Annotated in this window: 23 protein-coding genes and 1 pseudogene; 9 read left to right on the forward strand and 15 right to left on the reverse strand. The window is 47.1% G+C overall.

What is annotated here, in order from left to right:
- Nucleotides 1–59: 59 nt before the first annotated feature.
- Nucleotides 60–2,843 carry a leucine--tRNA ligase gene (gene leuS, locus IRJ16_RS16455; protein WP_194112711.1) on the forward strand — a complete coding sequence of 928 codons (2,784 nt, stop codon included), beginning with the start codon at nucleotides 60–62 and terminating at the stop codon, nucleotides 2,841–2,843.
- Nucleotides 2,844–2,940: 97 nt separating this feature from the next.
- Here leuS and IRJ16_RS16460 read toward each other — a convergent pair whose 3' ends face one another.
- The 5 genes from IRJ16_RS16460 to IRJ16_RS16480 form a co-directional block, all read right to left on the reverse strand.
- Nucleotides 2,941–5,226: a Tex family protein gene (locus IRJ16_RS16460; protein WP_194112712.1), complete on the reverse strand. Its 2,286-nt coding sequence runs from the start codon at nucleotides 5,224–5,226 to the stop codon at nucleotides 2,941–2,943.
- A 620-nt stretch (nucleotides 5,227–5,846) separates the two neighbouring features.
- The gene (locus IRJ16_RS16465; RefSeq protein WP_194112713.1) at nucleotides 5,847–6,062 is read right to left on the reverse strand and encodes a hypothetical protein; all 216 of its coding nucleotides are present in this window, start codon (nucleotides 6,060–6,062) and stop codon (nucleotides 5,847–5,849) included.
- Nucleotides 6,063–6,122: 60 nt separating this feature from the next.
- Nucleotides 6,123–8,297 (reverse strand): hypothetical protein, encoded by a 2,175-nt coding sequence (locus tag IRJ16_RS16470; protein WP_194112714.1) that lies wholly within the window; start codon nucleotides 8,295–8,297, stop codon nucleotides 6,123–6,125.
- A gap of 209 nt (nucleotides 8,298–8,506) precedes the next feature.
- On the reverse strand, nucleotides 8,507–9,112 hold the full coding sequence (locus IRJ16_RS16475) for a hypothetical protein (protein ID WP_194112715.1): 606 nt from the start codon (nucleotides 9,110–9,112) through the stop codon (nucleotides 8,507–8,509).
- Nucleotides 9,109–9,669, reverse strand: a complete 561-nt coding sequence (locus IRJ16_RS16480) for a hypothetical protein (protein WP_194112716.1) — start codon at nucleotides 9,667–9,669, stop codon at nucleotides 9,109–9,111. The genes IRJ16_RS16475 and IRJ16_RS16480 overlap by 4 nt, the downstream gene beginning before the upstream one ends.
- A 96-nt stretch (nucleotides 9,670–9,765) precedes the next feature.
- Here IRJ16_RS16480 and IRJ16_RS16485 point away from each other — a divergent pair, with 96 nt between their 5' ends.
- Nucleotides 9,766–10,452, forward strand: a complete 687-nt coding sequence (locus IRJ16_RS16485; RefSeq protein ID WP_194112717.1) for an SGNH/GDSL hydrolase family protein — start codon at nucleotides 9,766–9,768, stop codon at nucleotides 10,450–10,452.
- A gap of 14 nt (nucleotides 10,453–10,466) precedes the next feature.
- Here the strand turns inward: IRJ16_RS16485 and IRJ16_RS16490 are convergent, their stop codons facing one another.
- The 3 genes from IRJ16_RS16490 to IRJ16_RS16500 all read right to left on the reverse strand — a co-directional run bounded on the left by IRJ16_RS16490 (nucleotide 10,467) and on the right by IRJ16_RS16500 (nucleotide 11,603).
- Complete coding sequence (locus IRJ16_RS16490) at nucleotides 10,467–10,901, reverse strand: hypothetical protein (RefSeq protein WP_194112718.1); 435 nt, start codon at nucleotides 10,899–10,901, stop codon at nucleotides 10,467–10,469.
- 9 nt (nucleotides 10,902–10,910) lie between these two features.
- Nucleotides 10,911–11,252, reverse strand: coding sequence for a hypothetical protein (locus tag IRJ16_RS16495; RefSeq protein WP_194112719.1), 342 nt, complete (start codon nucleotides 11,250–11,252; stop codon nucleotides 10,911–10,913).
- Nucleotides 11,253–11,336: 84 nt separating this feature from the next.
- Nucleotides 11,337–11,603 carry a YtxH domain-containing protein gene (locus IRJ16_RS16500; RefSeq protein ID WP_194112720.1) on the reverse strand — a complete coding sequence of 89 codons (267 nt, stop codon included), beginning with the start codon at nucleotides 11,601–11,603 and terminating at the stop codon, nucleotides 11,337–11,339.
- 435 nt (nucleotides 11,604–12,038) lie between these two features.
- On the opposite strand from IRJ16_RS16500, the gene IRJ16_RS16505 reads away from it, so the two are divergent.
- A complete protein-coding gene (locus tag IRJ16_RS16505; RefSeq protein ID WP_194112721.1) occupies nucleotides 12,039–12,761 on the forward strand; it encodes a pirin family protein in 723 nt (240 codons plus the stop codon).
- Nucleotides 12,761–13,060 (forward strand): hypothetical protein, encoded by a 300-nt coding sequence (locus tag IRJ16_RS16510; RefSeq protein WP_194112722.1) that lies wholly within the window; start codon nucleotides 12,761–12,763, stop codon nucleotides 13,058–13,060. The genes IRJ16_RS16505 and IRJ16_RS16510 overlap by 1 nt, the downstream gene beginning before the upstream one ends.
- Nucleotides 13,061–13,148: 88 nt before the next feature.
- Here the strand turns inward: IRJ16_RS16510 and IRJ16_RS16515 are convergent, their stop codons facing one another.
- Nucleotides 13,149–13,457, reverse strand: coding sequence for a DUF3820 family protein (locus IRJ16_RS16515; RefSeq protein WP_194112723.1), 309 nt, complete (start codon nucleotides 13,455–13,457; stop codon nucleotides 13,149–13,151).
- A gap of 66 nt (nucleotides 13,458–13,523) precedes the next feature.
- On the opposite strand from IRJ16_RS16515, the gene IRJ16_RS16520 reads away from it, so the two are divergent.
- The 3 genes from IRJ16_RS16520 (at nucleotide 13,524) to IRJ16_RS16530 (ending at nucleotide 17,262) form a co-directional block, all read left to right on the forward strand.
- Complete coding sequence (locus tag IRJ16_RS16520; protein ID WP_194112724.1) at nucleotides 13,524–14,195, forward strand: hypothetical protein; 672 nt, start codon at nucleotides 13,524–13,526, stop codon at nucleotides 14,193–14,195.
- 134 nt (nucleotides 14,196–14,329) lie between these two features.
- The gene (locus tag IRJ16_RS16525) at nucleotides 14,330–15,946 is read left to right on the forward strand and encodes a sodium/sugar symporter (RefSeq protein ID WP_194112725.1); all 1,617 of its coding nucleotides are present in this window, start codon (nucleotides 14,330–14,332) and stop codon (nucleotides 15,944–15,946) included.
- A 245-nt stretch (nucleotides 15,947–16,191) separates the two neighbouring features.
- Nucleotides 16,192–17,262, forward strand: a complete 1,071-nt coding sequence (locus IRJ16_RS16530) for a branched-chain amino acid aminotransferase (RefSeq protein WP_194112726.1) — start codon at nucleotides 16,192–16,194, stop codon at nucleotides 17,260–17,262.
- An 83-nt stretch (nucleotides 17,263–17,345) separates the two neighbouring features.
- Here the strand turns inward: IRJ16_RS16530 and IRJ16_RS16535 are convergent, their stop codons facing one another.
- Nucleotides 17,346–18,968 carry a TlpA family protein disulfide reductase gene (locus IRJ16_RS16535; RefSeq protein WP_194112727.1) on the reverse strand — a complete coding sequence of 541 codons (1,623 nt, stop codon included), beginning with the start codon at nucleotides 18,966–18,968 and terminating at the stop codon, nucleotides 17,346–17,348.
- 106 nt (nucleotides 18,969–19,074) lie between these two features.
- Nucleotides 19,075–19,503, reverse strand: a complete 429-nt coding sequence (locus IRJ16_RS16540) for a helix-turn-helix domain-containing protein (RefSeq protein ID WP_194112728.1) — start codon at nucleotides 19,501–19,503, stop codon at nucleotides 19,075–19,077.
- 89 nt (nucleotides 19,504–19,592) lie between these two features.
- On the opposite strand from IRJ16_RS16540, the pseudogene IRJ16_RS23220 reads away from it, so the two are divergent.
- A pseudogene (locus IRJ16_RS23220) lies at nucleotides 19,593–20,093 on the forward strand (CPBP family intramembrane glutamic endopeptidase); the annotation flags it as partial.
- Between the two features lie 264 nt (nucleotides 20,094–20,357).
- On the opposite strand, the gene IRJ16_RS16550 reads toward IRJ16_RS23220, so the two are convergent.
- Nucleotides 20,358–21,563, reverse strand: coding sequence for a TlpA family protein disulfide reductase (locus IRJ16_RS16550; protein WP_194112729.1), 1,206 nt, complete (start codon nucleotides 21,561–21,563; stop codon nucleotides 20,358–20,360).
- A gap of 127 nt (nucleotides 21,564–21,690) precedes the next feature.
- On the opposite strand from IRJ16_RS16550, the gene IRJ16_RS16555 reads away from it, so the two are divergent.
- Entirely contained in the window at nucleotides 21,691–22,044 is a 354-nt protein-coding gene (locus IRJ16_RS16555) for a hypothetical protein (protein ID WP_194112730.1), read from the forward strand.
- A gap of 220 nt (nucleotides 22,045–22,264) precedes the next feature.
- Here IRJ16_RS16555 and IRJ16_RS16560 read toward each other — a convergent pair whose 3' ends face one another.
- From IRJ16_RS16560 to IRJ16_RS16570, 3 genes are all read right to left on the reverse strand, one after another.
- On the reverse strand, nucleotides 22,265–22,597 hold the full coding sequence (locus tag IRJ16_RS16560; protein ID WP_317174013.1) for an MGMT family protein: 333 nt from the start codon (nucleotides 22,595–22,597) through the stop codon (nucleotides 22,265–22,267).
- A 9-nt stretch (nucleotides 22,598–22,606) separates the two neighbouring features.
- A complete protein-coding gene (trmB, locus tag IRJ16_RS16565; protein ID WP_194112731.1) occupies nucleotides 22,607–23,257 on the reverse strand; it encodes a tRNA (guanosine(46)-N7)-methyltransferase TrmB in 651 nt (216 codons plus the stop codon).
- A gap of 78 nt (nucleotides 23,258–23,335) precedes the next feature.
- Complete coding sequence (locus IRJ16_RS16570; RefSeq protein WP_194112732.1) at nucleotides 23,336–24,199, reverse strand: AraC family transcriptional regulator; 864 nt, start codon at nucleotides 24,197–24,199, stop codon at nucleotides 23,336–23,338.
- Nucleotides 24,200–24,300 lie beyond the last annotated feature (101 nt).

Here is a 24,300-nt window from a genome sequence, read left to right on the forward strand (position 1 = left end):
AGTCTACAAATAAGCATCGATTTTTGTAGTTTTGCGCCTTATTTCGCGGATAAACTACTATGGACTATCAATTTAAGAAAATAGAGCAGGATTGGCAAAAGTTTTGGGCCGATAACCAAACGTTCAAAGCCGACAACAACTCTGACAAACCCAAATACTATGTGCTGGATATGTTCCCTTACCCTTCGGGGGCGGGGTTGCATGTGGGCCACCCGCTGGGTTATATCGCCTCTGATATTTTTTCGCGCTATAAAAGGCTGAAAGGCTTTAACGTGCTGCACCCAATGGGTTACGACTCGTTCGGTTTGCCGGCCGAGCAATATGCTATACAGACCGGTCAGCACCCGGCTATCACTACCGAGACCAATATCGCCACTTATCGCCGTCAATTGGATCAGTTAGGTTTCTCTTTCGATTGGAGTCGCGAAGTGCGCACCAGCTCGCCTGACTACTACAAGTGGACACAGTGGATCTTTATGCAATTGTTCAATAGCTGGTATAATAAAGATGCAGACAAGGCAGAGTCGATCGCTAAACTGGTAGCTCATTTTGATCAGAACGGTTCGGCAGGCGTTAACGCTGTTTGCGATGAAGAAGTAGCATCATTTACAGCTGATGAGTGGAAAGCCAAGACCAACGAAGAACAACAAGCCGAATTATTAAAATACCGACTGACCTACCTGCGCGAAAGCACCGTGAACTGGTGCCCGGCCTTAGGTACAGTATTGGCTAACGATGAGGTGAAGGACGGCTTTAGCGAGCGCGGCGGTTTCCCTGTCGAGCAAAAGAAAATGAACCAGTGGAGCATGCGCATCAGCGCATACGCCGAGCGTTTATTGCAGGGTCTGAATAATATCGATTGGCCTGAGCCGCTAAAAGAAATGCAACGCAATTGGATCGGTAAAAGCACCGGTGCGTCTGTGCGGTTCCCATTGGCTGATGCTTCTGTGGACTATATCGAAGTGTTTACAACTCGCGTTGATACCATCTTTGGGGTTACCTTTGTGGTACTTGCTCCTGAGCATGAATTGGTAGCCGAGTTGACCACGCCTGAACAAAAACAAGGTATAGAAGCCTACATCACTCAAACTAAAAAGAAAAGCGAACTTGACCGTATGTCGGATACCAAAACGGTATCGGGCGCATTCACCGGTAGCTATGTGACCAACCCGCTTAACGGCGAGAAGATCCAGATCTGGATAGCTGATTACGTATTGGCAGGTTACGGTACCGGCGCGGTAATGGCCGTACCATCGGGCGATCAGCGTGATTATTTGTTCGCCAAGCATTTTAACTTGCCGATAGTACCGATAATCGATATCCAAAACATCGAGACCGAAGCCGACCCGACCAAGGAAGGTAAATACATCAATTCCGATTTCATCAACGGGTTAGACTATAAGAACGCAACCGCGACTGTAGTAGCCAAATTGGAAGAATTAGGTTTAGGTAAAGCCAAGATCAACTACCGCATGCGCGACGCCATTTTTGGCCGTCAGCGTTATTGGGGCGAGCCGGTGCCGGTGTATTTTAAAGACGACCTGCCACACCTGATCAGCGAAGCAGAATTGCCACTATTATTACCCGAAGTAGATAAATACCTGCCGACCGAAAGCGGCGAACCGCCATTAGGCCGTGCGACCGATTGGAAACACCCTGATGGTGAATACGAACTTTCGACCATGCCTGGTTGGGCCGGAAGCAGCTGGTATTGGTATCGCTACATGGATGCCCATAATGCTAACGAATTTGCCTCTAAAGACGCGATCGCGTACTGGAAAGACGTGGATCTGTACATCGGCGGCAGCGAGCATGCTACCGGTCACCTGTTGTACAGCCGTTTCTGGAATAAGTTTATGAAAGACCTTGACCTGGTGGTTGAGGAAGAGCCTTTCAAAAAACTGATCAACCAGGGGATGATACAGGGGAGGAGTAATTTTGTGTATCGTTTGGTAGATGCAGAAGGTCGCGGTACAAATACCTTCGTTTCTAACGGCTTAAAAGGCGACCATAAAACGTCAGCGTTGCATGTAGACGTCAATATCGTTGATAATGATGTTCTGAATATCGAGAAATTTAAAGCATGGCGCGAAGAGTATGCCGATGCTGAATTCATCTTAGAGAACGGCAAATACATCTGTGGTGTCGAAGTTGAAAAGATGTCAAAATCTAAATTCAACGTGGTTAACCCGGATGACCTGGTAGAGCGTTACGGTGCCGATACCCTGCGCATGTACGAGATGTTCTTAGGCCCGCTGGAGCAAAGCAAGCCTTGGAATACCAACGGTATCGAGGGTGTGTTCAAGTTCTTGCGTAAATTCTGGAAGCTGTTCCACAATAACGATTGGGAGTTCAACGTGTCTGACACTGAGCCGAGCAAAGCCGAATTGAAAGCCCTGCACAAGATCATCCGCAAGGTAGAGGAAGATGTAGAGCGTTTCTCGTTCAATACATCGGTATCCAGCTTTATGATCGCCGTTAACGAGCTGACCGATCTGAAATGTAACAAGCGCGCCATCCTGCGAGAGTTGGTGGTGGTGTTATCACCATACGCCCCGCACATTTGCGAGGAGTTATGGGTGTTATTAGGCAATCCGGCAGGTAGCTTATCGCACACGGCTTATCCAAAATATAACGCATCGTATATGATAGAGGATGATTTCTCGTACCCGATATCTATCAACGGCAAAACCAAAACTAACCTGAACATCGCCTTAAGCATGGATCCGGCAGCGGTTGAGGCCTACGTACGCGAGCATGCCGATGTACAGAAATACTTAGCCGGCGCTCCGATCAAAAAAGTGATCGTAGTGAAAGGCAGGATCGTGAATATTGTGATCTAAGGTTGATCCTTTTAAGACTTACGAAGTTTTCAAAACTTCGTAAGTCTGTCTTTATACCAAAAGCGGGGCGCTCTCATCGAACGCCCCGCTTTTCTTTTTATTTGAACTTGCTGCGCAGTGCGGCAAGTTTGATCGCCATGTCGGTCTCAACCTCCGGCTTTTGGTTAGATCTGTTTTGCGAACGGTTCTGGTTTTGATTACCTCCGCCACTTTGCCTGCGGTCGTCCGGGCGGCGCTCTTGTTGTTTAGGACGCGGTTCGTTCTCTTTCATGCTTAGCGAGATACGCTTGCGGCTTTCGTCAACTTCGGTCACGGTCACCTCTACGCGTTGGGCTACTTTCAACACCTCGTTAGGGTCTTTAATAAAACGGTTAGTGATCTGACTTAAATGCACCAAACCGTCTTGGTGAACACCAATATCCACAAATGCACCAAAGGCTGTAATATTAGTAACGATGCCCGGCAACTTCATGCCCACCTTCAGATCACCGATGGCGTTAACACCATCTGTAAAGCTGAAGGTCTCGAACTGCTCACGCGGATCACGGCCCGGTTTGGCCAACTCAGCCATGATATCATTCAGGGTAGGCAAGCCAACCGTATCACTGATGTATTTTTGCAGCGGGATGCTTTTACGTAGCTCTGCATCGCTCATCAGGCTTGCTACGGTGCAACCTTTATCCTTAGCCATTTGTTGCACCAATGCATAACGCTCGGGGTGAACGGCACTTGCCTCTAATGGGTCCTCCGTATTGCGGATACGTAAGAAACCGGCAGCTTGCTCAAACGCCTTATCGCCCAAACGCGGCACTTTCTTCAACTCGCTGCGGCGTTTAAAGGCACCGTTCTCGTTACGGTAGGTGACAATGTTCTGCGCCAATTGCGGACCAAGACCCGATACATAAGCTAACACTTGCTTACTTGCGGTATTCAGCTCCACACCAACTGCATTGACACAGCTGATCACCGTGTCATCCAACGATGTTTGCAGTTTATTCTGGTCCACATCGTGTTGGTATTGGCCAACGCCTATCGATTTAGGGTCTATCTTAACCAACTCGGCCAATGGATCCATCAACCTTCTGCCGATAGATACCGCGCCACGCACGGTCACATCCTTATCCGGGAACTCTTCGCGGGCAACGTCAGATGCGGAATAGATCGACGCACCACTTTCGTTAACCATCACAATGGTCACACCCGGGATATTCAATTTACGCACAAAGGCTTCGGTCTCGCGGCCGGCGGTACCGTTGCCAATGGCTATCGCTTGTATCTTATATTTATCAACCAAAAACGGAACGGTCTTCTCAGCCTCTTTAGCCTGACCTGCTCCCGTATGCGGGAAGATGGCGGTATACTCTTCTAACTTACCCTGCTCATCTAAACAAACAACCTTACAACCCGTACGGAAGCCCGGGTCTATCGCCATTACACGTTTCTGCCCAAGCGGTGCTGCTAACAATAACTGGCGGGCATTCTCGGCAAATACACGTATCGCCTCTTCGTCGGCGGCCTTTTTGGTCATCAGGCGTACCTCGGTCTCCATGGATGGTTTCAGCAAGCGCTTGTAACCATCGCCAATGGCTAAACGCACCTGGTCCGACGATGAGTTATTACCCTTCACAAACTCACGGTCCATCAATGCGATGGCTTCATCCTCGGGTGGTTGCAGGTCAAGGTAAAGCACCTCTTCTTTCTCACCGCGGCGCATGGCCAAAACCCTGTGCGACGGTGCCGACTTCACCGGCTCGGTCCAGTCAAAATAGTCCTTATATTTTATTCCCGACTCTTCTTTACCCGGCGCAACTTTAGACTGAAAAGTACCTTTCTCAACAAACAAGGCACGCACCTGCGTACGCACCTCAGCGTTCTCGCTGATCTGCTCGGCAATGATATCGCGGGCACCGGCAAGGGCTTCCTCTATCGAGTTGACACCTTTTTCGGCGTCGATATATTTTTCGGCTTCCAGTTGCAGATCAACTCGGTTCTGGTCAAACACCAGGTCGGCCAATGGTTGCAGGCCTTTCTCGCGCGCTTTGGTAGCACGTGTTTGGCGTTTAGGGCGGTAGGGCAGGTAGATGTCCTCTAACAGCACCATGGTTTCGGCCTCGTTAATGGCTTTCTCCAACTCGGGCGTCAATTTACCCATATCGGTCAGCGATTTTAGGATAGCCTCACGGCGTTTATCCAGATCGCGCAGTTGCTGCACACGGTCGCGGATGGCGGCCACCTGTACCTCATCCAGGCTGCCCGTCAGCTCCTTACGGTAACGGCTGATGAAAGGGACGGTAGCGCCCTCGTCTAACAGGGCAATAGTGGCGGTCACCTGTTTATCGGTAATGGCCAGTTCGGTTGCTATCTTATGGTGATGAGCGGTCATAAATTCAATTTTGCAGATGCGAAGATGAGGCGATCCCGTTTAAAAACCAAAGTTTGTGGAAAGTATAATGGCTGTCTGAACCGCTGATCCGAATGATCACCTTAATTTCGCTGATCGGCGGAATATGAGGATGTGAATTGCGGTGTTTAATGTTCTGAGTCTTTGCAAACATCACCGATCCCAGCGGGATCTCGTGTTAATAGCAGGCGCGCAACAAGAGAAATGGCTCCGTAGGTGCCTCGTATTATTCTGCCCGACCCATAATCAGAAAACGAACGGTCCCGTCTTTCATCGGCACCGGTAGCCCCGCTCTCTGTCCAAGTTTTGCCCCGGCCCACGATGCCTCCCCTCACGCAAAAGCTTTCCCGCCGATCGGGTTTAGGTTGAACGGTTTGTGCTTTGTCCTGCTTTATGTTTACCTGGCTCCGCTGGAGCCTTTTGATATTGGGTAGGTGACAGGCTATTAACACGCGATCCCTCCGGGATCGTACGGCGGACGAACCGAATCATATTAACTAAAAAGTCAGCGCAAATTGGTGTAATAATTAATTAGAAGTAAAATAATTAAACCCTTTCGCTTGCGTTTATGCTTCGTTACTAACAGATTAGATCACTGTCAGTTAATAGTTAATAAAAAAGCAGGCCGGGTCGGGTGGGTTGTGAGCGCCTGCTTTTTTTGTTTCTTTTTCTTGTTCATCATCTGTTTTCCATTCCCATTCTTTTAGATCTTCGTCAAAGAAAATGTCTGGGATCACCAGCGCATCATCCGCGTTTTTAGCCATTTCTTTAAAATCTTCTGTCCGTCTTTCACGATTGTCTTCTTCGATTTTACTCATAATATAATTCATTACGCCGTCGCTCCGCTGCAGCCGAGCGACGGCAAGTAGGTTTTGTACCTACCAGTTTACCACCACCTTCACCCCATCCGGATTATTGTCAAATCCCAGGAATAAAGTATTAGATGAAGCATCCCAAGTCGACTTTACCTCTACGTCAGCGCCTTTGCTATCCGTCAACTTAATACTTTTTGCTTGTGCGGGTAATAATATCCGCATGGCATTAATAGTATTGGCCGGGCTTTTAGCGGTAAAGTTGTACTGCTTGCCCGATACGCTTTCCTCATAGATACGGGCGGCGGTGGCTAATACCTGCGGCTTGCCTTTATTGGGTGCGCGTTTTACATTGTACAGGTACGCTTGCTCGCCGGGGTTTACGATTTTCTCTGCCAATACTGGTAACTCGGGATCGAACAAGTCTATCACCGGGCCCTTAACAACGTATGGTTTGGTATCCTCGTTCTCGTTCAGTACAGCGACGATATCGTACGGACCGCGCTCTAAGTACAGGTTGTTCTTGATGATCAGCTTACCGGCTTTGCCGTCTATCTCATAGGCTTGTTTAATAGTATTCAGGTAGTTGGCATCTTTACCCGCTTGCATGGCAAAGTCTTTAGGGTTATCGCGCATCACATGCACCGCGCCTGCGCCTACTTTGTATTTACCTGCTTTGGCGTCCTGATCTATGCCCAATGCCTTAAACAAATGCTGCGATGGCGCTTTAAAGGTATTGCCCTTGGTGTTCCACCATTCGTAAACGCTTTGGTAGGGGTCGTCGTCTTTACCGGCGTAGATCAGTACGCCACCTTTTTTAACCCAGGCAGCCAGTTGATCATGCACTTCGGCGGCATGCGGTTTCATGTTAGAATAGCTTACTACCAATACTTTGATGTCTTTTAAAGTGGCGGCATAACCCAGGTTTTCCATGTGGACGGTCTGCACCGGGATGCCGCGTTTTACCAACGGTAAGGTCTGCCCGTAAAAGATCGAGAACTGCGGATCCTCGAAACCATTGTGCGTAGGAAAACGCTGGAACATCAGCGAATTACCCATCAGCACGCCGATGCCGTTAACGCCGGTCACTTTATTGGGGGATGCAGGTATATCGTTCAGCGAGTTCACCATCACTTGCATTTGGGTGGAATAGAATTTAGGGATGTATACGCTCGAATCGGTATTGGCCAATTTGTATTTGCCGGTGTAGATACGCTCGGGCCACGGCATCACCTCGTAATTGGCCACCATGGGGTACAATAATTTAGCGGTGAACGTTGCCTGATAGTTGCGCTTGTAATCGGCCCAATCGCGGTGTGCGTCCTCTATCGGGTCGGTCAAAAAGAATAGTTTACGTTTAGTAGGGGCGGTCATGGAAACCATCGAACCATATTCAAGGAACGCATTCTCGAATACGCGCTCTTTACGTTGCCCGTTAAAGTAAGTCGGTTCACGCGAGGTACCCGTCCATACTTGTGCAATGTAACCGTCTATACTCGGCAGCGATGCTAAACTCGCCTCCGGACTAACGATCTGCCACGATGAATAATTCACCAGCGAGTGTGTCGGTATGTAAACCTTTACCTCGGTGCCTTTGCTTTTGGCGTAGGCCTTGGCATATTCAGATACCTCTTTAATGCAACGATAGTAAAGCTGGTATTTTAATTTGCTGGACAGGTAGGTGTTCTCCGCACTTTCATGCTGAGGTTTCCAGGCAAAGCCATAAAACTTCTGCCATTCCTCTTTAAATGCTTCGCTATAACCACCGCGCATCCAAAACTCGGGTTCTTCTAAAAATATCTCCTTGATGCCTACATCTATCACCCGTTTCATTACGCCCTCCTGCATGTATTTGATAAAGGACTCGGTCGGCACAACATACGGTACATTTACGCCGTGCATAATGGGTTTGCCATTGCGCTCTACCTGTGCCAGATCAAGGTGGTTCTTTCCGTCCCATTTGCCGGTGAAAAAATCCGAATAGCTACCCCAGGCAATGCCGGTCATGAAGGCGGTCTGATAGCCATGGTCGCGCCAGCTTTGTACGCGCTGCTCAAAGGTCATATCGCGACGGTCGTTAGTGCCGTAAACAATGGCCACGTCAGAGCGGACATCTATAGCCGGACTCCATGGTGCGCCGGTCTGGAAGGTGGTTTTTTGCGGTAACGATGCAGTTTTGCTTTGCGCGAAGGCAGTAACAGCGGCAGTTGCTAATAGGGTAGCAAGTAAAATTCTTTTCATAGCGGTGGTTTGTACTTGCCAATGGATAAGCAAGCGGATAATAGGGAACTGTTTAAAAGGAACTGTGCAGACAAGTTAGCTATTTTGCTACTTGTTTATACAAGATGTGGTGTGTAATTATTTCTTTACGATGAAAGGACCTCAACGTATCGGGATATACAAATATACTAACAAGTTTAGTAAAATGCATTTTTATTTTAAATAATAGATCAGCCTCTGACCACCTCCTTCGACGCGGCTACCTTATTCCGCTTCTCCATCTCCTCTTCGTAGATCAGCAAAATGAATTTGATATCGTCATCGAACTTACCCACCTCCTTAGCGGGGAAACCGTAATAAGGGGAATTGATATTAACCCTTGGACCAGCCTCGCCAACATAAGGAGAATTGATCCCGACCGACCAAATCATGCTTGCCGACGACATTAACAGGTTAGGAGCATTAACATTTAGAGACGCACCGATACCTAAGGCAACGCGCCCCACTGCACCATCAGGCGCTTTAGTGAAATAGAAATTCTTAAGCAGTTGATTCCAGCTCAATACGTCAGCCTGGGCGTTCATCTGTATCTCTACAGCGCCGTATTTGCCATCCTCTTTGCCGAACTTCTCCATCGCTTTTGCGGGGTTTAGCCATTTGATGTCCCTAAAGTCCATCTTGTCAAGAGTGTAGATCGATAGCGGGTCTGCCACCTTACCATTAACGGTCAACACGGGCCGCTTGTCCAGCGAATCGATCCGTTGATAAGGTAGCTTTTGGGCTATGGTCATTCCCGACCATAGCAGTAGTAACAGGAGAGGTAAGAGCGTCCTCATGGCTTGTACATTTTAAAGTGTTCGTTATCGCCATAGCCATTAACGGCGCCTTGCAGGTAGTGCAGTATCCTGCCCTCTGCAGATTTGTAAGCGCGATTATAAATGTGCATAACCACGATCATTGGGTTAGGTCTGGCGCTTGATACAGGCGGCTTGTCGACGGTTATGCCTGCCAGGCGGCTTTTATGGAACACCAGGGTTTTGGGGTGTTGGATGGCTTCATAGCCCGACATGCCATCCGACCCCGAGGTCATAGCAAATTTTTTCACTACGGAATCGACATTGTACATCTCCAAAACCTGATCGTAATTGATTTGCCCGGTCCGGTCTTTCATCTCTATCACAAAAACGCTATCGCCGCTGGCGGCATCTATATTCAGCTCTTTTTTGGCCGATGCCCCGACCGCGAATTTGATGGCATCTATCCCTTTTGGATCCAGGTAGTGTACGGAATGCGGGTTGATCTCTCTGTCGCCCAAAAATAGCCGGATATGCTTTTGCGCCGATGCTGTCAGCGCGAATAGTAAGGTCAAAAAGATGGTCAGCAGGTTTTTCACTCGGTCAGGTTAATTGGTAGGGCAAGATATGCATTATGAACAAAATGATAATGCCTTTATCTTTTTATTATTTTAGACCGATCAATTACACCCACCATGAAAAGATCGCTCATCAAAATATTCACATTTGCCATGCTGATAGGTGTCAGCCTAAACACATCAGCCCAAAGCCAACTCATCAAAAACTTAAAAGCCGGCAGGCCACAAACATTGGTTACCTACGGCACAAGCTTAACGGCAGCGGTAGGAGGAAAGGCTTGGGTAGATTCGGTTCACAAGGCGCTGAGCAAGCAATATCCCGGACTGTTAAAGACCGTCAACGCTGCCAAGAGCGGCATGTGGAGCACCTGGGGCGTTCAGCATTTGGAAGATAGCGTGATCAAAAAAGCACCCGACGCGGTGTTAATGGAGTTTGGCATGAACGATGCCTTTATGAACTATAAGACCAGCGTTGATGTAGCGCGCCTGAACCTCAACTACACCATCGACCGTATCAAACTGGCTAACCCCAGTTGCGAGGTGATCCTGCAGATCATGAACATCCCGCTGGATAAACATGCCGAGCAGCGGCCCGATCTATTGGCCTATTATCAGATGTATCGCGAGGTAGCTAAAAAGCGCAAGTTATTGCTGATAGACCATTACCCGCATTGGAAAGCCCTGCTGGATAAAGGGCGCGACGAATATCTGAAAGCAGTATCAGACGGCATCCACCCGGATGTGATACCCTCTACAAACATCATCGCCCCATATGTGCTGGAGCGATTGAATGATAAGCCATAAATGTGCGGGAATAATTAATCCTCGATCTTCTCGATACCGAAACCTGTAAGGTCCTTTGGTGGCAGCGGTTTCTTATCCTTCTTTTTGGTGAACTTACCAATGAAGTTAGATACCTTACCCCAAACGCCGGTCACGTTATCCTCGCTGATGTAGTGTGATGCTTTTTGCGAAGCTAAGCCCACCAACGTTTTTACGATGAAGTTGGAATTTCTGAACAAGGTCTTGTTCAAAGCCAGTGGCAATACAAAGCGCGACACGATACCAAGCAGATCCTGCTTTTTAACGGCGTCTGTCGCGGCCGACTTTGGGAAGATAGATAAGACAGCATTGAATATGGCGCCAGGTCCGTTAAAGCGTTCACCTAAAGCTTTTTGTTGCACAACCTTTACCCCCTCTAAGCGGGCTATCTCGGCTTGCAATTCCTCTATGTTAGTAATTGAAAGGTCCATGGTTGCAGATTATTTGAAAAGTTTCTTGATCAGTATATTAACGATAGGGCGCTCGAAGTTCTTTTTAAAAGTGATCATCAGCACCACGGCCAGGGCATAGCCCAAGGCTACACAACCAAATCCTTTCCATTCAGAATGGAATACTTCAGCCAGGAAAAATGCAAGGGTGATACTGGCGAACAGCACCACGCTCAACGCCGCCAATATCATAACAATATCTACAGCTATGCTCGCTACTATGGACGATCCTTTTTGTATCGCCTTTAAACGCGTCAACTTAAGGTAGGTCTCTACGTATTCTTTCACCTGATCAATGATCGGCGGCTGTTCTTTTTTGTCGGTTTCTTCCATAACGGAAATAGGGGTAGATGTGTATAACATCCCTTATCGCTACCTGTATGGCAACAATAGGGATGTTATGAGTTCAATTTATATTCAGGCGTGTTCCAGGTCGTCCTGATACTCGTCCTGGGCACCGCTAACTTTAGATTTGATGCTGTCCACCACGCGATCTTTTAAACCTACCAGGTTATCGATCTCTTTAGCGGCGGTCTCTTTGATAGTATCGCCAAGGTTCTTTAACGATTCGCCAAGTTTGTCTCTTGTTTCGTCTCCTTTGTCTGGTGCAAATAAAATGCCCAGGGCTGCTCCTGCCGCTAATCCGGCCAGCAGTGCAACAACTACCTTTGTGTTATCGTTCATAGTTATATAATTTTTAAGTTGAATAATTGTTTTAAAAGGTTTGCTTTTCTGTAAAGATCGGTAACGTATATTGTTTAAACGTTAAGGCCACCGTCAAATTATGGTTAATTTTGGTTTTAACACAATTATCGCATTTTATTTTAATTATAGAAAGAGGGAGTAATGTGTGAGCGTAATTGCCATATCGGCTAACGACCATAGCGAATCCCTCCTCGGGGAGGTGCGGGAAAGGTGATGCTGAAAAGGCAGGGAGGGGTTGGGCTGCTCTGCTTTTCGACTAACCCCTCCCTGCTACCGCTCTTGGCCAACGCACCCCTCCCCAAGGAGGGATTTAGAAGATCCCCCTTCCCCCTCACTTCTTGATCTACATCAACTTTTATCCTTGCCCCGCGCTATACCTTTGTGTCAACAAAAACAAAAAGGAGAACATACATCATGGCTAACACCGTATTACATAAAGCCGATACCCGTGGCTTTGCAGATCATGGCTGGTTAAAAAGTTACCACACTTTCAGCTTTGCAGGTTATTACGAACCTTCACGCATCCATTTTGGCGCGCTGAGGGTATTGAATGACGATAGTGTGGCCGGCGGCGGTGGTTTTGGTAAACACCCGCACGATAATATGGAGATCATCAGCATACCGTTAGAAGGTGCCTTAGAACATCAGGACAGTATGAGCAACGTGGCCACCATTAAAAATGGCGACATACAGGTAATGAGCGCCGGTACCGGTGTACAGCATAGCGAATACAATAAGAATACCGACGAGCACGTAAAATTCCTGCAGATCTGGGTATTCCCTAACAAACGTAATGTGGAGCCAAGGTACGATCAGGTGACTTTAAACCCGGCCGACCGCCACAACCAATTGCAGCAAGTGCTGTCACCTAATGCTGATGATGCCGGTGTGTGGATCCATCAAAATGCCTGGTTCCATCTGGCCGACTTTGATAAAAGTATCAGCACCGAATACAAGATCAAAGGTGCAGGTAACGGCGTTTACGTATTCATTTTAAAGGGCGACGTAAAAGTAAACGACCAGTTGCTGAATACCCGCGATGGTTATGGTATTTGGGATGTGGATGGTTTCAGCATTACTGCCGAAAGCGATGCCGAGTTTTTGCTGATGGAAGTACCTATGGAATTTAAGTACTAATGGAAAAGGTACAGATATTGGTGCTTTGCAATAACGCCGAGATATTGCCCATTGTGATGAGGCTGATAGATACCAACCCCGACTGGCAAGCCACCGGCGCGGCTGATGAAGAGCAAGGTCTGTCCTTGTTCAACCAGCGGCCGTTCGATCTGGTGCTGTTGGGTAGCGGGATGGATCAGGCCACCGAGCATAGGTTGACGCCGGTTTGCATAGCCATCAATCCAGAGGTAAAATTTGTTCAGCATTACGGCGGGGGTAGTGGATTGCTAAAGGCTGAAATATTGGGAGCCCTGGGTTAGCCCGGTCGATAAAAATACAATTCACTCAAAAACAACAAAGCCCTCTGTGTGATAAACACGGAGGGCTTTGTTGTATGATGCCAATTCTTTATGATCTTGGCGGCGGAACTTTAGGTAACGACTTACGGATCTGGTACAGTATTTCGCTCAGACCATTTGTTTTGATCTCGAATACCGTCGATAGCATCATGCCCAATTTGTCTTTGGTGAAACCCTTGCCGGCCATCCATTCCAGGTAGCTGATGGGGATATCGGCCAGGATAGTGCCTTTGTATTTGCCGTAGGGCATACGCATCTGCACGATCTCGATCAGTATTCTTGGGTCGGGTTGTGGTATCTCTTGCACGGGGGTAAAGCTAATACTAAAGCGGTTCAGTTTTCCGTTTGTTGATAACATCAGTTATTTTTACATGCCGGTGTAACATATATCCGGCGGATGCCGTAATGGCTTAAAACAGAAACTATGAAATACCTATCTATTTTTTTGCTTGCCCTGGTAGGCTTGTCATCATGTAAAAAGGACCGCGACATCAATACCGAGCCGCTGTTGCCTAAAGTGATATCTAAAGACTCCATCAAGACCGGCCAATATTGGGGCATGGCCATTGGCGATACGCATGCGCAGACTTACGCTAAACTGGCAGAAATGAAGGCTGCTAAAAAGATCGTGAGCATTGGTGTAGTAGGCAACGTGTTCACCACACTGGATAGCTTATCTACCCGTATCCCGCTTTACCGTGCTATTTATTTGGACGAGACCACCGGTACGGCTGATGGCGTGCAGATAGGCTTTGCTAATGACAAGGTGGTTGATATCTATTACAACAACGGAGTGCGTGTAAACGCTTGGCCATCAACAGGTGCGGCCAATGCTACCGTTATGGTTGGCGACTCGTCAAAAAACCTGTATCAAAAATTTGTGAACATTAAGCAAATATCGGCCTACTCTAAAAAGTTCGAGCGTATATCGTTGTTCTATAAAGACATCAACAAAGCTTACGATCCGTACACCGGCAATTCGCCGCAATGGTACGTGGTATCACCCGAGGGTACTAACCGGTACTACGAGTTACTGCTGAACTTTAAAGAAGGTAAACTGGCTGTGATACACACCACCCTTTACGAGCAACAATAATTTATAGCTAAAAACATTTTGAGGAAAGGCCCCTGTTGTGCAAACTACAGGGGCCTTTGTTGTGCTTATAAATATGGTTTGATACTTTACGGCTTTTTATCCACCTTAGATGATCAAAAATTGATCCATCTTAAATGAAACACCTTTCCCCGGGCGACTATATCGTTTTCCTCATCTATTTTATCCTGATAGCCGGCTATGGCTATTGGGTGTACCGCAAAAAAAAATCGGACCATACCGATACCAAAGCCTTCTTTTTGGCCGAAGGCTCATTGACCTGGTGGGCTATCGGAGCATCCATCATCGCGTCCAATATATCATCCGAACATTTTATCGCCATGTCGGGCTCAGGCTTTGCTATGGGCTTGGCTATCGCGAGTTATGAATGGGTGGCAGCGGCAACGCTGATCATTGTGGCCGTGTTCTTTTTGCCGGTATATGTTAAGAATAAGATCTACACCATGCCGCAATTCTTGTTGGAGCGATACAACGGCACGGTAAGCGCTATTATGACGGTGATCTGGTTGCTGACCTACGTTTTGGTTAATCTTACCTCGATATTTTTTCTTGGTGCGATCGCTATCGAGACCATATCGGGTATATCATTCAATGTGGCGATCATCGGGCTGGCTATTTTCTCGGTCTTTATTACCCTTGGCGGCATGAAGGTGATCGGCTATACTGATGTGATCCAGGTGATCGTGCTGATCCTTGGCGGTTTAGCCACCAGCTATTTGGCCATGGATCTGGTATCCGAGAAATTGAACGGCGGCGGTGTTGTCGGCGCGCTCTCGATCCTGCGTCGTGAGGCCGACGATCACTTCCACATGTATCTGACCAAAGACAGTAAGTTTTATAAAGACCTGCCCGGCGTGGCCTTGTTAGCCGGTGGTATGTGGCTAAATAACCTCAACTATTGGGGCTGTAACCAATATATCGTTCAACGTGCACTGGGGGCAGATCTAAAGACCGGTCGTAGCGGTTTGATCTTTGCGGCGTTCTTGAAGTTATTGATCCCGCTGATCGTGGTCATTCCCGGCATCGCGGCGTATGTCTTGTATCAGCATGGCTATTTCCAAACCGAAATGCTGGATGCTGCCGGTAAATTGAAACCCGATCATGCCTACCCGATCTTAATGAACCTGCTACCATCGGGCTTAAAAGGTTTGGCCTTCGCAGCCTTAACGGCGGCGATCGTAGCATCGCTGGCGGGAAAGAGCAACAGTATCTCTACCATCTTTACGCTGGACATCTACAAAAAGCACATCAACAAAGGTGCAAGCGACAGGCAAATGATCGTAGCCGGGCGCTGGGCGGTTATCCTGTCGTCGGTAGTAGCGGTACTGATCGCGCCTACCTTGCGCACTTTTGATCAGGTGTATCAATTTATTCAGGAGTACGTAGGCTTTATCTCGCCGGGGGTATTCGCCATATTCTTGTTAGGGTTATTCTGGAAACGGACGACCTCAACAGCGGCTATCGTGTCGGCATTGATCACTATACCGCTATCAGTATTCTTTAAATTTTTGCCCGACTTCATCGGCATCGAACCGATACCATTCCTTAATAGCATGATGATGGTGTTTTCTATCTGTTTAGCGACCATGGTGATCATCACCCTGGCCGGTCCTAAGATGGAGAATAAGACCATTAAGATGGATAGCTCGATGTTTAAGGTAGAAACCTCGTTCATTGTATGGTCGATGTTGATCTTGGGGATACTGGCAGCGTTGTACACCGTATTCTGGTAGGACCGGCTATCATCCTAATGCAAAATTTTGATGCCCGTGTAATGTGCACGGGCATTTTTGCGTATATAAAAAACACTTCATCCCGAACTTGTTTCGGGAACCCATCATGCAGGTCCGCTTTGCAAGTGGGGTGCTGAAACAAGTTCAGCATGACTTGGTGTTTAAAGCGTTAACAAATTGCGGTGGCTATGAAGTTTATTAAAAAGTAGCTACCTTGTCAAACTTCAATATAAAATACTACTGCCATGACGACCGATACGTTGGACATCAAGATCACGCAAACGCAAAACTCGCGCTTGCAACAAACCGACTTTGCTAATTTACCCTTCGGTAAAATTTTTACCGACCACATGCTGGTGGCCGATTATGCCGACGGTGAATGGAAAAATTTTGAAATTGTACCTTACGGCGATATCGCGCTTAGTCCGGCTATTTCGTCACTACATTACGGTCAGGCATTTTTTGAGGGATTGAAAGCCTACAAACATGCCGATGGCAAAGTGAGCGTGTTCCGTCCTGAGAAGAATGGTGCAAGGTTCAATAAGTCGGCAGAGCGTTTGTGTATGCCGGAGTTACCTGTAGATCTTTTTGTTAACAGTATCGCGGCTTTGGTTGATGTGGAGCGCGATTGGGCCCCGACGCAAGCGGGCCACTCGTTGTATATCCGTCCGTTCATGTTCGCTACGGATCCTTATTTGGGTGTTACCCCCTCTAAAACCTATAAATTTATGGTGCTGACCTGCCCTGTTGGCCCATACTTTACCAAACCATTGCGTGTTAAATTCGAGACGCATTATACCCGCGCTGCCGAAGGTGGCTTTGGCTACGCTAAAGCGGCCGGTAATTACGGCGGATCGATGCTGCCATTTAAAAAGGCTGCCGACGAAGGCTTCGACCAGATCATCTGGACCGACGCTAAAGAGCACCTGTACGCCGAAGAAATGGGCGCTGCCAACGTGATGTTCGTATTGGATGGCAAGCTCGTGACCCCATCGACCCGTGATACCATCCTTGATGGCATCACCCGCGATACCGTTTTAACCCTTGCCCGTGATTGGGGCATGCCGGTTGAAGAGCGCCGTGTATCCATTGCCGAGATCGTAGAAGGTGCCAAGTCGGGCAAACTGACCGACGCTTTTGGCGCCGGTACTGCTGCGACCATAGCCCCCGTAGGCGCTATCCACCACGAAGGAACCGACTACACCCTAAGTGAACCGACCACCCGCGAGTTCTCGCAAAAGGTATTAAAAACCTTAGATGCCATCCGCTACGGCGCCGCCGAGGATACCCACGGCTGGAACCATTTGGTAGGTTAAACTTAGCTTATTTGATATTGCAAAGGCGTGTTGAGATGATCAGCGCGCCTTTTTGTGTTTTGTTGTAGTGGTTAACTAACCAGCTACTCCATCGCCAAAGCCGCTTCTATCTGCTTGAACAGCTTGTCCCTGTCCAGACGCGAATCCCCGTCATACAACTCGTAAGTACCATCTTTTTTTATAATGAAGTAGGTAGGGTAAGTACTCCGTTTTAACTTGGTCATAATATCCTGGCTCAATTGTGGGTTGGCTAATACATGTGTGCCTTCTAATTTAAAATAGGCGATCAGGCTTTTCCAATCTTTTTGGTTACGCTCATCCCGGTTAGCTATGTAAAGGTAGTTGAGGCCTTTATTTTTAAAGTGCTCTTTTATAGCCGGGCCATGCTGGGCAAGGTTTTCGCGGCAGGGCGCGCACCAGCTCCCCCACATGTCTACAAATACGGTCTTGCCTTTGCTTAGCGCCAGTATCTCATCTAAGGTATTTAGTTTATTACCGTTACCGGGGGCAAAAACCATTTTATCTGTCAATTGATACTTTTGATTTTCGATAACACTATCTATATACGACCTATAAGGCGCCACATATTGGCTTTGAGGGAAACGCTTTTTAAAGCGGTTATAGATCGACACTACATTTTTAGGGTTAGCTTTGGCTTTAATGTCAGCTATCAGGTTGGCTAACAGGTATTCTTCTACCGTGCCGGAAAAGAATTTGTTAATGATCTTTTCTCTTAATACATTATTCGAGTCGTCATTATATGCCTGTTTAGCGGCAACACTATCGGCACCATACCATGCTGCAATGATATCCTTAGGGCGATAAAAGGCTTGTTCTGATAAATATTCTCTGTAACGCCCTACAAATTCCCTGATCAGGCTATTATAGTTCGATGTCCCCAGTGCGTCAGGGTTATTGATCACCGAATATTTTCGTCCCGGGATGTGTTTTAAAAGTATATCGCTTTTATCTGCAGGTGCCGGCTTATTTGCACTAACCCGTGCCGGCAAAGCCAGGTCCCTGCTTATAGCATCCAATAAACTGTCCTGCACCCGTTGCCATTTGGCTACATTGCGCGCATATGGCTGCTTGCCGCGCCCTTTGTTATTCTCCTTAAAACCAAAATAGGTTGTTAAGGCCTCATATTCAACATCGTATTTTTGGGCTTTTACAAAGGGGGCGCTTGGGTTGTATTTTTTAAGATATTCGTTTAAGGCGGCTTTGCTCTCCAATTGTTCTTTGTTGATAACCGCTATCACCCTGTCAGGAACGCTATCACCCAAAAAGCGTTGTTCGGACGATACCACTAACGGCCTGAAAGCCAAAAGCGGCTGGTTATTTTCGCTGCCTTTGCCGGTAACGGTCAGGCCGTTGCCATTGGCTTTAAAGTCGGCGCTGAGCATGATATCATCTCCCGGCGATAAGTAAAGGCGATAAAAAAAAGTTTGTTTCCCGTACCCGCCATCCGGACTCAAGACCAGCGATGCCCGGGTTGGTTGCTTAAAGTTGAACGTGATATCAGCCGTACGATGCTGATCAGCGCTGATCTGATACTTTGTTTTCCCCTCTATCCGGTTGTCGAACGCGTCGCCATACAAATAAGTAACAGTAGTTGCTGTAGTATTGGCGATATCCAGTTTAACACGTTGCGCCGATGCGTAGAACGACGCAGCTGATAACAGGGCAAGCAGGGCGATCTTTTTCATGATAGATGAGACAGCGGCAGTGGTTATTAAAGGTTTATGTTTAAGGGGCAATATAGTGAATTATTTGGCCGGCACGGTTTGAATCACTTATCTAAGCTGGCCGCATTTACCTCCACAATCTCCACACAAAAAACAAGTATGAGATGGTAACCCCGGTCCACAATAGAAATGCTTCAAAATGATTTTCGGGGAAGCCGCGAGATTGAGATATAAATGCACCAGTGAGTAAAGTCAGTAAGATAGCCGAACCCAAGGTCAATATCAACCTCCGAGCGTTATTAAATGGTTGAGGGGCATCAACAGCATGGACCTTAGGTAAGGTCAATTCTTCCTGCATCATTATTGGCGCAAACTCTAATTGCCTGGCTAACACATCTAAGGAATATTGCCTGGGCATTACTTCGCCCTTTTCAATACGCTGTACAGACCGCAAACTCAGTTGTGTCATATCTGCCACCTGTTGCTGCGTATAGCCTTTTTTAATGCGGCTTTGCTTTATTAAGCTACCAATTTGCTGGGGTTCTAACTTATCCAAGTTACGTCACTTACGTCATTTTACGCCATTGTCAAATGGCGTAAAGGTTAAAAATTAAAGATAAATACTTTTATCAAAATTTCTTAAAAATGGCGGGTTTAGTACTTCAATTGATTATATCATGGCTATCACTCAAATTCATTCTTCACAAAAACCTGTCGGTGCTCGGGTTTAAGTTCGATTGCCAACACCTTAAATACATAACTATAGCGCTGCTTATACCGGTAGTTTTTCTGGTCGTTTATTTGATCGGCATTTCCTTATGGGTCAAAAACACTTATCACCTAAATCCGCATTATACTTTTGCCGCATTTAAAAGCTCCGCGTCTTACGTATTAATATCAGTCATTTATGAAGAGCTGATCTTCCGCGGAGCATTGTTATATATATTAATCAAAAAAATAGGCGATCAAAAAGCGGTCTGTGTATCCGCAATAAGTTTTGGCATCTATCATTGGTTTACTATGGGGGTGTTCGGTCAGTTGGTGCCTATGCTGTTCGTTTTTATGATCACCGCTATTATGGGATACCTATTTGCGTTATCTTTCAGTATAAGCCGTACCATCCTCTTTCCGCTGGCTATACACCTGGGGTATAATTTTACTTTTATGATCATATTTTCCCGTGGAAATATTGGCCAGCAACTATTAATGCCAATGTTTAAAATTGACCCGGTAAAAGTAGGTGCTACGTTTAAAACTATTACAGCAATGATACATTACATCGTATTTCCGTTTATTATATGGCTGTATTTGAGTTATCTCAAAAGCGCGCGATCAAGGGTCAATCGGCTTAAATATACTAACGACTTTTTGGCGGCAAAACTCACAAAGTTAACCCGCGAAAATAACCGATCATTTAGCCGCCGCCGTCAACTCACTGATCATAGCCTGCCTATCTACCGGGTGTTGTGTTCGCGCGCGGGCGTACGAGCCATTCTTTTTTACGATGATGTAAGTTGGGTAGCCGCTGCTGTTGGTCCTGTTCATAATATCGTCGGTCAATTTTTGGTTGGCCAGTATGTGGATGCCCTCCAGGTGATAAAAGGCGATCAGCTTTTTCCATCTGGCTTCCTGTCCGCTGTCGTAGTTAGATACATACACAAAGGTTGCCGGCTTGCCTTTAAAATGATCGTGCAGGGCCTGGGCATGCGCTTCTATTTCTTCGCGGCAAGGGCTGCACCAGGTGCCCCACATATCTATCAATATGGCCTTTCCCTTAACCAACTTCAGCAGATCGGCCATGCTGTTCAGCTTGCTGCCGTTGTAGGGCGGGAAGATCATGTTAGCGTTCAATGGTTGTGATAGCTGTTTTACCACCTTTGCCACCGGCGCGTTGAACTGTGCTATGTAACCGCTGTTGGGGTAAAGCTGTTTAAAACGGTTAAATACCGTCGGGAGGTTTTGCAGGTTACTCTCGCTAAGCATGTTCTTTAACAGATCGGCATACAAAAACTCCCGCACCTTGCCGTTAAAATGTTTGTCTATTAGTTTGGCCACCAGCATGCCGCCCCTGTCCATCGCGAATATGTCTTTACCTTTGTCGGGAGTGGTATTGTACCATTGCCTATAAAACGCTTTAGGCTGTTCATCTTCAGCGGTCCACAAGTGTTCTTTCTCGCGAAGACAAAAAGTCTTGATCAGATCTATATAATTGCTGCCCGTCAGGGCGGCATCATTACTCAATTTAACGACCGAAAACAGACTATCCTGTATATGCTGCCACCTTGCCTTGCTACCCGTTCGGGTAACAGATGGGTCTACCTTGACATTATAAAAAGCCATGGCCGCAAAATACTTTTGGTTAATGCGGGCATCGCGGATAAAGGTTGTAGATGGTTTGTATTTGGCGATGTACTTATCCAGTAATACGATGTTGCTCTTGTACTGTTTATTAATGGCCGCGATGATCTTGATGGGGGCGGCGTGCTCCTGAAAGCGGCTCAGGTCGATATCCGTCAGCGCCGCCAGTTGGGGCTGATCACCTGTTCCGGTGACCGTTTGCGCTAACGCACTTTTAAAAATAATACAGATCAGGGCAAGGAGCAGGTATTTATACATTGACTAAATATTGGTAAGCCAAGATAGTACAAACTATTTATTTAGTTACTCTCGGGTCTTTTTTATTTTCTGTATCGAAGATCGCTTTGATAGTTTCCTCGTAAGTGGGTTAAACATCTGTCCCATTATGAAATTTATCTCTCCAAAACTTCATGGCATTATCGATTATCTGGTGGTCATATTCCTGCTGGCATCACCAACCATTTTCGGTATGACAGGCATGCTGTCCACAGGCACTTACGCGCTGGGCGTTGTGCATTTGATACTCACTTTATTGACCGATTTTAGTGGCGGCGTAGTGAAGCTGATCCCCTTGGCCTTGCACGGGTTAATAGAATTGGTGGTCGGTATCGCACTGGTGGTTATCGCCTTCACGCTGCTTAAGGGCGATGCGGTAGGGGAGTTATTTTATACCGCCTTTGGAGCTGCTGTATTGGTGGTTTTTTTCACGACGGATTACAAGGGTGCATCGAAAGTATAGCACCATTACGCTCAAGTTGTCGCAAAAGTATGTTCACGGGTGTATCCCGCCATGTGGTCGGTCTTGTTCTGTTTAAGTGTTTGTTATACAGTGTATTGTGTCGTGTTTGCCACGCCCCGTTCATTGCCGCGTGTTCACGGCTTAGAAAAATAGCATTGATAGTGAGTGAGTTACACTTGGTGGGGTGCTTCATGTTCACGCGTGAACATGAGCGGCTGTGTTACAATTCCGTAGCCGGATCCCAGAACACTTTCTTAAAATCGACGATCTTGTTATCCGTTACCATTACGCCTTCACTCGCCAGCAACTGCTCCATGGTGCTACCACCAAAGTGGAACTTGCCAGTCAGCAAACCCTGGCTGTTCACTACCCTATGAGCGGGTACCTGCGGATGCACGCTACCGGCATGTTTCAAGGCATAACCCACCATGCGCGATGTACGCCCACGTGTACCAATAGCATTAGCGATAGCCCCGTACGATGTTACCCGCCCGGCCGGGATCAGCCGCACAACCTGGTAAACCATATCGTAAAAGTTATCGGGACTCATCATCGCTTTATCTTACTCGAACGAGAATTTAAGGTAGTTGATATTCTTATCAAATGCCAGATACTTCTTCTCGTAATAGGTTTTGATGGACAGCACCTCATTCACATGGTCGGAGTTATACAGATCCTCGGTACGTACGTGCAGTTTAAGGCCAAGTCCGGCTATCATTTCGTGCGTGTATTGGTGCAGGCCGTCGTTATCGGTCTTCAGGTGCATGATGCCGCCCTGTCTAAGTAGCACTTTGTACATGTTTAAAAAGCGGGGCGATGTCAGGCGTTTCTTCTCACGGCTTAGTTGTGGTTGTGGATCTGGAAAAGTGATCCAGATCTCGTCGATCTCGCCGGGTGCAAAGTAGTCGGTCAGGTTCTCTATCTGGATACGCAGGAAACCAACGTTATCAATGCCGTCATCTATAGCGGTCTTAGCACCACGCCAGATGCGGTTGCCTTTATAGTCTATACCGATAAAGTTCTTGTCGGGGAATAAGCGGGCCATGTTTACGGTGTACTCACCTTTGCCACAAGCCAGCTCCAATACTACAGGTTTATCGTTCTCGAAAAACTCGGATGCCCATTTGCCCTGGTAGGGTTTACCGGCTTCCATTTGCACCACATTATCGAATGTCTCTATTTCGGCAAAGCGCCTTAACTTATCTTTTCCCACGCGTTAAATAAAAAATGCAAATGTAGGGTTTATGCTGATAGGGAGGAAATGGAATGTTGACGCTGAATGAGATGCAGCTTAATTTGCCCGCCTCACCATAAAATGGCGCTGATATTCCATCGGTGTTTCACCCTTAACGGCCCTGAATTTGCGGTTAAAGTAGGATACGCTGTTAAAACCAGCGTCCAGACTAACCTGTGATATGCTGAGGTTGCTGGTTTGCAGCAGCTTGCAGGCATGACCAATACGCAGGTCGGTCAAAAATTCAGAAAGTGTCTTCCGGGTGAACTTTTTAAAATAGCGGCAAAAGGCTGATGGGGATAGATAGGCTATGGATGCCACCTCGTCAAGTGTGATATCCCGACGGTAATGCTCCAGGATATGGTCGTAAACCTTACTCATCCGGGCCGATTCGTCAAAGTTAAGCCCGCTCATAAATTTCGGGCTGGATAATAAGGTCTGACCTTCGGAAAGCGACAGAGAGTGCAAAATATCCAGCAGACCGATTACGATCTCGGTATGAGATTTAGATATCAGCGCGTGGATCTTCTTAGCAAATTCCGCTTTATCCGTACCTTCAAAAACGATGCCTTGGGATGAGCGTTGCAACAGCGCCTTGATGTTTTTGAAAGGCTCGCGGTCAAAGAAACCGGGACCTAAAAAATTCTCGTGAAATTGGATCACCACTTGTTTAATGGCCTCGTGCTCGCCCATGCCTTTGGTGAAAAAGGTATGCGGCAAATTAGCCCCGAACATGCAAAGATCGGTAGCGGTAAACTCGGTAACGCTATCGCCAACGATGCGCCTGCCTGCCCCTTCCAGTATCAGGATGATCTCGAACTCGGGATGCGCGTGGAAGGGGAAGTCGTTGTATTTAAATTCCTCTTCCTTAACCACAAAAAGGTTATCTGGACTAACTATGTTCTCGCGGAAGATCCTCATATTTTACCGTGCCTTAGCTGCACTAAAGCTACTAATAAGATACGAGAGTTTGACAGTTAAACGTCTGTGCAGAGGCTCTCGGCAAAAGTCGCGCGTCCCCG

Source organism: Mucilaginibacter myungsuensis (assembly GCF_015222005.1).
Classification (GTDB): Bacteria; Bacteroidota; Bacteroidia; order Sphingobacteriales; family Sphingobacteriaceae; genus Mucilaginibacter; species Mucilaginibacter myungsuensis.